The organism is Vibrio sp. 10N.286.49.B3 (genome assembly GCF_002873395.1).
Classification (GTDB): Bacteria; Pseudomonadota; Gammaproteobacteria; order Enterobacterales; family Vibrionaceae; genus Vibrio.
Genome location: NZ_MCUV01000002.1, coordinates 116,564 through 124,167 on the forward strand (window position 1 = coordinate 116,564; position 7,604 = coordinate 124,167).

Consider the following 7,604-nt stretch of genomic DNA (forward strand, 5'->3'; position numbering starts at 1 on the left):
TTTTTTGTATTCACTCTATGGTCAATATTGCAGATCAATTTAGTAGTGTGGCGGTGGTGTTTCTTCTGATGGATCAGCAAGATTTGAACCACTCATATTTTTTACCTTACCAACCACAAATTTCATTTGATCGCGCATCACAGTGATCTGTAATTGCTGCTGGCTAAGCGCATCATTTAAATCATCGACAAGTTGTTCTTGGAACGCCAGTTTGCATTCTAGATCATCAATACGATTTTCAAGTTTTTCAATGGTGTTTTCAGTCATGATTAATTATCCAGTTTCCAGGCTTGAGCAATACCTGCTGAGGTGGCAGTTATAATACGCTGCTGCGTGTCAAAGGCTGCATCATACACCACGGCACGGGGAGGGCGAGTATCTTTTAAAGGTTCTACATCGAATCGATGAATTTGTTGCCCAGTATCAGTATCCCAAGTTGCCACTCGTCCAGATGGTGTTCCGGTCACGAGTTGTTTACCGTCATCAGAGAAGCGTGCTGATGAAAAAATAAGCTGGCGTGATAGGCTTTTTAACTTTGCGCGTTCTTCACCACTCGTTAAATCCCAAATAGTCGCATTGTTGCTACCATCGGAGACAAAAGCGAACAATCCATCCCTTTGTAAGGCGACACGATTAATGCGTTGATCGTATTCAAATTGATAGATAACGTGACCGGTTTTTGTATCCCAAAGAAAAGCATTGTGGTCATTCCCCCCTGTTAAAGCAAAACGTCCATTTGGTGATAAAGCCACGGAATTAACTTTTTCTTGGTGAGCAAGGAACTCTATTCGTCGTCCGGTGACTAAGTTGACGTAGATAGCTTTTCCATTTGATAAACCAAGTAAAACTTGCTCGCCATTGCTGGCAATATCAATGGCTCGAATGAGACCGTCAGAGATAGACCAAAGACCTTCCGATTGAGTCCAGGCTAAGTCCCAAACGGCAAAGTTAATTTGGCTGGCGGTAATCGCATATCGACCATTATCAGAAATTCGGATATAGGAAACGGTGTTTTCTTGTTGGTCTTGAGTGCCTAGTTTCGCTAATGCTTTATCTTCAATTAAATCCCATAGCACTAAAGACTGCTGCTGGGAATAGAGCAGAGCAAAACGACCTTCGCGGCTTAAGGCAAAGCTGGTGGCTCCTTGCGGCTCGATTTCCCAACGTTGATCATCGCTAGCGGAGAAAAAGCACCCATTTAACAACAGGCTGACAATAAAAAAGAGGATTGCATGTGTAATTTTACGCACAGTTTGAGTTATCCGATTTGTATGCAACGACAGTTACTTAATATATTGGTATAAAAGGTTAATACACGCTAATCTAAACGATATATTTGTGAACAATTATAAATGGCTAGTCCATTCTCTGGAGAATTAAATGAAATCAGTTTTAAAAGTGTCGCTATTGGCTGCAACAGTAATGCTGGCAGTTGGTTGTCAAAAAGAAGAAACACAAGTAGAAGCGGCTCCGCAAGCTGAAGCAGCAAGTGCAGTAGTATTCCAAACAGAAGATGATAAAGCAGCATACGCAATTGGTGTCTCTTTTGCTAATTACTTAAGTGCAAGCATTGATAAGCCAAGCGAAATCGGTATTTCTTTAAATAAAGAATTAGTACTTAAAGGTATTGAGCACGCATTTGCTGATAAAGCTGAAATCACAGAAGAAGAGAGCCGTGCTGCACTTGAATCTCTAGATCAACGTGTTGCTGAAGCAATGCAGATCGAAGCTGAGAAAAAATCGGCTGAAGTTAAGCAAGCAGGTGATGATTTCCGTGCTAACTTTGAAAAAGAAGATGGCGTAGTGAAAACAGAGAGTGGCCTTTTATACAAAGTAGAAAAAGCGGCTGAAGGCGATTCACCAGCAGAAACTGATACTGTAAAAGTTCACTACAAAGGAACATTAATTGACGGTACTCAATTTGATAGCTCATACGATCGTGGTGAACCAGCAACGTTCCCTCTAAACCGCGTTATCCCAGGTTGGACTGAAGGCGTTCAGCTGATGCAAGTTGGCTCTACTTACCAATTTGTTATCCCAGCAGAGCTTGCCTACGGTGAGCAAGATACTCCAACAATTCCAGCAAACTCAACTTTAGTATTTGATGTTGAATTGCTAAGCATTGAAAACGCTGAATAATATTTTTAGCGGTTAAAGAAGAAAGCCTGACATTTGTTCAGGCTTTTTTATTGCCTAAATAAAGTAAATACTTCCATTTTTGAGAATGATTTTTTGTCCTAAATCACTAGTTAGCTATATACATTGGCACGATATTCAAATTTTCTGATAAACTTACATAAATTTGTTGATTTTTCGCACTAAGGTCAGTTTCTCGTGACAACGATAGATACATTAAATGCTGAAATGCTACTTGAGATGGAATCAGTTCATGTCATGCCATTTAGCGAGCATGATAAAATCATTTTACGTTCCTATGAAGCCGTCGTTGATGGCATCGCAAGCCTGATAGGGCCTTTTTGTGAGATAGTTTTACACTCATTAGAAGATCTAAATACATCAGCTATAAAAATTGCAAATGGTGAAAATACTGGTCGCCAAGTCGGTTCACCAATTACAGATTTAGCACTTAAGATGCTGAAAGATATAGAAGGATCAAAGCGTAACTTTTCTCGCTCATACTTTACTCGCGCTAAGGGTGGAGTGTTAATGAAATCGATTACTGTCGCGATTCGTAATGGTGAAGAGCGAGTGATTGGTTTGCTGTGTATCAACGTTAACCTTGATGCGCCATTCTCTCAAGTTTTGCACTCCTTTATGCCAACACAAGAGGCAGAGGAAGCCGCATCATCGGTTAACTTTGCTAGCGATGTTGAAGAGCTTGTCGATCAAACCGTTGAGCGCACAATTGAAGATATAAACGCAGATAAAACGGTCTCAAATAACACCAAGAATCGTCAAATTGTCATGGAGTTATATGATAAAGGTATCTTCGATATTAAAGATGCAATTAACCGTGTAGCCGATCGTTTAAATATCTCTAAACACACCGTTTACTTATATATTCGCCAGCGTAAAACAGAGGACGATGAAGCGTGAGTTGCCTGACTTATACTTTGATCGTAAATGGCTCTGTCTATGGCTCTCAGTCTGCGCGCAGTGCCTATTTATTTGCCCAAGCGGTTATTCAAAAGGGTCATAAATTAGAGTCAGTTTTTTTCTACCAAGATGGCGTCTTAAATGGCTCTGCTATCACAGCTCCGGCCAACGATGAATTTGATTTGGTTTCAGCATGGCAAGCGTTAGGAAAAAAGCATCAAGTTCGATTAGAGACATGTGTCGCGGCTGCATTACGACGCGGCATTATTGGTGAAGAAGAAGCGAAACTGCATCAATTGAAACAATCTAATTTAGCCGATGGTTTTCAGCAAAGTGGTCTTGGTAGCTTAGCTGAAGCCTTGTTAACTCAAGATAGAGTAATTCAGTTTTGAAAAAAATAGCCTTTGTATTCAAGAGCCTTCCTCATACAACTGCGAAAGGTAGAGAAGGGCTCGATGCTCTACTCGCTGCCTCTGCCTATAGTGAAGATATCTCCGTTTTCTTTTTGGGAGAGGGTGTCGCTCAATTAATTAATAATCAACAGCCTGACCTTATCTATAGTCGAAACTATATCAATACTTTTAAACTATTAGAGCTTTATGACATTGAGGATATTTACGTTTGTCAGAGTAGTCTCGACGCGATGGGGCTTCATTCTTCAGCGCTGATTATGGATGTTACTTTACAAACTAAAAGTGATATCACGGCTCGATTGAGAGAATGTGACTCAATATTGACGTTCTAACTGAAGGAAGGCGAATGCTACATATCGTAAAAAATAGCCATCAATTGTTTCAACTAAATTCGTATTTGTTACCTTCAGATGGCATTTTACTGGTCGAAGATGCGGTCTATTTAGCCAATGACAAACATGTTGCTCATGAATCGTTGGAAAAAATCACAAATCAGATATTTATTTTAGAAGATGATCTCAGGGCGAGAGGATTAATGAGTGTCAATTTATCTCCCTTTCATCTGGTTGATTTTGAAGGTTTTGTTGACCTTACAATTCAACATCCTCAAGCTATGACGTGGGATTAATCGAGTCGTAAAGAAGAAGTTTACATCTAGATGGCTAAAATAAATACGCTCGATATTGTATATTTCTTGACACGCACCCCATAGCTGAATAGAATTTTGCGTCCCTATTTATACTCTAAGTAGGGTTAGATTTTTCACAAAGCTTACTTTCAAGTAAATTCAGGAGCTAGTTAATGGCAACTATTAACCAGTTGGTACGCCAACCTCGTGCAAAGCAAGTTGTTAAAAGCAACGTGCCAGCACTAGAAGCGTGCCCACAAAAACGTGGTGTATGTACTCGTGTTTACACAACTACACCTAAAAAACCTAACTCAGCACTTCGTAAGGTTTGCCGTGTTCGTCTAACGAACGGCTTTGAAGTGACTTCGTACATCGGTGGTGAAGGCCACAACCTTCAAGAGCACAGTGTTGTTCTAATCCGTGGTGGTCGTGTTAAAGACCTTCCGGGTGTACGTTACCACACTGTTCGCGGCGCACTAGACTGTGCTGGCGTAAATGACCGTAAGAAAGGTCGTTCTAAGTACGGTGTGAAGCGTCCTAAGTCTTAATGGATTCCGTTAAGTAAGGCCAAACACTAAATTATTTTTAATTTTTGAAGAAACTGAAAAGTTTTGGATAACCTGAAAAAGACAACGGAGAATATCCATGCCACGTCGTCGCGTTATTGGTCAGCGTAAGATCCTTCCAGATCCTAAGTTCAAATCTGAACTGCTGGCAAAATTCGTTAACATCCTTATGGTTGACGGAAAAAAATCTACTGCAGAAAAAATTGTTTACACTGCACTAGAAACTATGGCTGAGAAATCTGGTAAAGATCACTTAGCTGTATTTGAAGAAGCTCTTGAAAATGTTCGCCCAATGGTAGAGGTTAAATCTCGCCGTGTGGGTGGTTCAACTTACCAAGTACCTGTAGAAGTTCGTCCGGTTCGCCGTAACGCTCTTGCTATGCGTTGGGTAGTTGAAGCTGCGCGTAAGCGTGGTGAAAAATCTATGGCTCAACGCCTAGCTGCTGAAATGCTAGACGCGTCTGAGAACAAAGGTACTGCGGTTAAGAAACGTGAAGACGTTCACCGCATGGCTGATGCTAACAAAGCATTCGCTCATTACCGCTGGTAATACCTTTTTAGTGCTGCGGGTTTATACCCGTGGCACTTCTTTATTTTCTAAACCTTCTTTTTAAAGAAATGGAAAATAGGGTCTATTTATATTAGTAAAGTGATTGTTATAATTACATTCTTAATATAAATAATCCCTACCAAAGAGGATACAATCGTGGCTCGTAAAACTCCTATTGAGCGCTACCGTAATATCGGTATCTGTGCGCACGTAGATGCAGGTAAAACAACCACAACTGAGCGTATTCTGTTCTACACAGGTCTTTCTCACAAAATCGGCGAAGTTCACGATGGTGCAGCTACCATGGACTGGATGGAGCAGGAGCAGGAACGTGGTATTACTATCACTTCTGCTGCAACGACAACTTTCTGGCGTGGTATGGATGCTCAATTTCCAGAGCATCGCGTTAATATCATCGATACTCCTGGGCACGTTGACTTTACTATTGAAGTAGAGCGTTCACTACGTGTGCTTGATGGTGCCGTTATTGTCTTTTGTGGATCGTCTGGTGTTGAGCCACAATCTGAAACTGTATGGCGTCAAGCTGATAAATACGGTGTTCCTCGTGTTGTATTCATCAATAAGATGGACCGTACGGGCGCAGATTACTTACGCGTTATTGAACAAATTAAAGATCGTCTTGGTGCAAATCCAGTTCCAATCCAATTAAACATTGGTGAGGAAAATGATTTTAGAGGTGTTATCGACCTTATCAAGATGAAAGCAGTGAACTGGAACGATGCTGATCAAGGCATGACCTTCACTTATGAAGATATTCCAGAAGACATGCTAGACGTTGCTGAAGAGTGGCGTAATAACCTTGTTGAAGCAGCAGCTGAAGCAACTGAAGAGTTAATGGATAAGTACCTTGAAGACGGCGAATTAACAGAAGCTGAAATCAAGCAAGCATTACGAACTCGTACGCTAAATAATGAAATTGTTCTAACTACCTGTGGTAGTGCATTTAAGAACAAAGGTGTACAAGCCGTTTTAGATGCTGTTATCGATTACTTACCATCACCTTCAGATGTTCCTGCAATCCAAGGTCTTGATGAAAAAGAGAATCCGGTTGAGCGTCATGCTGATGACAAAGAACCGTTTGCTGCGTTAGCTTTTAAAATCGCAACTGACCCATTTGTAGGCACGTTAACTTTCATGCGTGTTTATTCAGGTGTCATAAAAACAGGTGATACTGTTTATAACACGATTAAAGGCAAGCGTGAGCGTTTAGGTCGTATTGTTCAAATGCATGCGAATAAACGTGAAGAAGTTAAAGAAGTTTATGCTGGTGATATTGCTGCAGCGGTAGGTCTTAAAGATGTAACTACAGGTGAAACTCTGTGTGATCAAAACCATAAAGTGGTTCTTGAGCGTATGGAATTCCCAGAACCTGTAATTCAAATTGTTGTAGAACCACGCTCGTTGGCAGATCAAGATAAGATGACTATTGCTCTAGGTAAACTAGCAGCAGAAGACCCATCTTTCCGTGTTGATAGCGATGACGAAACAGGTCAAACCCTGATTTCTGGTATGGGTGAGCTTCACCTAGATATCATCGTTGATCGCATGAAGCGTGAATTTGCAGTCTCTTGTAACGTGGGTAACCCTCAGGTTGCATACCGTGAAACCATTCGTGGTAAAGCGGATGTTGAAGGGAAATTTATTCGCCAAGCTGGTGATCGTGGTCAATACGGTCATGTATGGCTTACGATTGAACCATCAGAAGTTGGTGAAGGGTTTGTCTTTGTAGATGGAATAGTAGGTGGTGTGGTTCCAAAAGAATTCATCACGTCAGTATCGCAAGGTATTGAAGAGCAAATGAAAAATGGTGCATTAGCTGGCTATCCTATGATGGATATCAAAGCAACACTGTTTGATGGCTCTTACCATGAAGTCGACTCAAATGAGATGGCGTTTAAGATCGCCGGATCAATGGCTTTAAGAGACGGAGCGCTACAAGCGCAACCTGTTCTTTTAGAACCTATAATGAAAGTTGAAGTAACTACTCCAGAAGACTGGATGGGTGATGTTGTTGGTGATATTAATCGCCGTCGCGGCATCATTGAAGGTATGGACGAGGGTACTGCTGGCCTGAAAGTTATTCGTGCACAAGTACCGTTGTCCGTTATGTTCGGTTACGCAACTGACTTACGTTCTGCGACACAAGGCCGTGCTTCATACTCTATGGAGTTTTTTGAGTACGGTGAAGTGCCAAAAAATGTAGCAAGTGCTATCATTGCAGAGCGTGGCTAATACTTATCAAAGTAATGAACCTATTGCGCTAACACGAGTTGGCGCATAAAATAGTAATTTCTGGCGCGTCCTGAACATTTATCGGGGCGAATCATAACTAGGAAGGAACACGATCGTGTCTAAAGAAAAATTTGAAC

At 41.2% G+C, this 7,604-nt stretch carries 10 protein-coding genes; 8 read left to right on the forward strand and 2 right to left on the reverse strand.

Going from position 1 to position 7,604, the window contains the following annotated elements:
• Positions 1–39: 39 nt before the first annotated feature.
• A complete protein-coding gene (locus tag BCU68_RS02710) occupies positions 40–267 on the reverse strand; it encodes a SlyX family protein (RefSeq protein ID WP_102563270.1) in 228 nt (75 codons plus the stop codon).
• Between the two features lie 2 nt (positions 268–269).
• Positions 270–1,250 (reverse strand): PQQ-binding-like beta-propeller repeat protein, encoded by a 981-nt coding sequence (locus BCU68_RS02715; RefSeq protein ID WP_102563271.1) that lies wholly within the window; start codon positions 1,248–1,250, stop codon positions 270–272.
• Positions 1,251–1,380: 130 nt separating this feature from the next.
• Here BCU68_RS02715 and fkpA point away from each other — a divergent pair, with 130 nt between their 5' ends.
• The 8 genes from fkpA to fusA all read left to right on the forward strand — a co-directional run bounded on the left by fkpA (position 1,381) and on the right by fusA (position 7,467).
• The gene (fkpA, locus tag BCU68_RS02720) at positions 1,381–2,139 is read left to right on the forward strand and encodes an FKBP-type peptidyl-prolyl cis-trans isomerase (RefSeq protein WP_102563272.1); all 759 of its coding nucleotides are present in this window, start codon (positions 1,381–1,383) and stop codon (positions 2,137–2,139) included.
• Positions 2,140–2,334: 195 nt separating this feature from the next.
• Positions 2,335–3,057, forward strand: a complete 723-nt coding sequence (locus BCU68_RS02725; RefSeq protein ID WP_102563273.1) for a transcriptional regulator — start codon at positions 2,335–2,337, stop codon at positions 3,055–3,057.
• The gene (tusD, locus tag BCU68_RS02730; protein ID WP_102563274.1) at positions 3,054–3,449 is read left to right on the forward strand and encodes a sulfurtransferase complex subunit TusD; all 396 of its coding nucleotides are present in this window, start codon (positions 3,054–3,056) and stop codon (positions 3,447–3,449) included. The genes BCU68_RS02725 and tusD overlap by 4 nt, the downstream gene beginning before the upstream one ends.
• Positions 3,446–3,802 carry a sulfurtransferase complex subunit TusC gene (gene tusC / locus BCU68_RS02735; RefSeq protein ID WP_102563275.1) on the forward strand — a complete coding sequence of 119 codons (357 nt, stop codon included), beginning with the start codon at positions 3,446–3,448 and terminating at the stop codon, positions 3,800–3,802. Before tusD ends, tusC begins: the two co-directional genes overlap by 4 nt.
• 14 nt (positions 3,803–3,816) lie before the next feature.
• On the forward strand, positions 3,817–4,098 hold the full coding sequence (gene tusB / locus BCU68_RS02740; protein ID WP_102563276.1) for a sulfurtransferase complex subunit TusB: 282 nt from the start codon (positions 3,817–3,819) through the stop codon (positions 4,096–4,098).
• A 173-nt stretch (positions 4,099–4,271) separates the two neighbouring features.
• On the forward strand, positions 4,272–4,646 hold the full coding sequence (rpsL, locus tag BCU68_RS02745) for a 30S ribosomal protein S12 (RefSeq protein WP_012549145.1): 375 nt from the start codon (positions 4,272–4,274) through the stop codon (positions 4,644–4,646).
• 97 nt (positions 4,647–4,743) lie between these two features.
• Positions 4,744–5,214 (forward strand): 30S ribosomal protein S7, encoded by a 471-nt coding sequence (gene rpsG, locus BCU68_RS02750; protein ID WP_102563277.1) that lies wholly within the window; start codon positions 4,744–4,746, stop codon positions 5,212–5,214.
• A 156-nt stretch (positions 5,215–5,370) separates the two neighbouring features.
• Positions 5,371–7,467, forward strand: coding sequence for an elongation factor G (gene fusA, locus BCU68_RS02755; protein ID WP_102563278.1), 2,097 nt, complete (start codon positions 5,371–5,373; stop codon positions 7,465–7,467).
• The last annotated feature ends 137 nt before the right edge of the window (positions 7,468–7,604 follow it).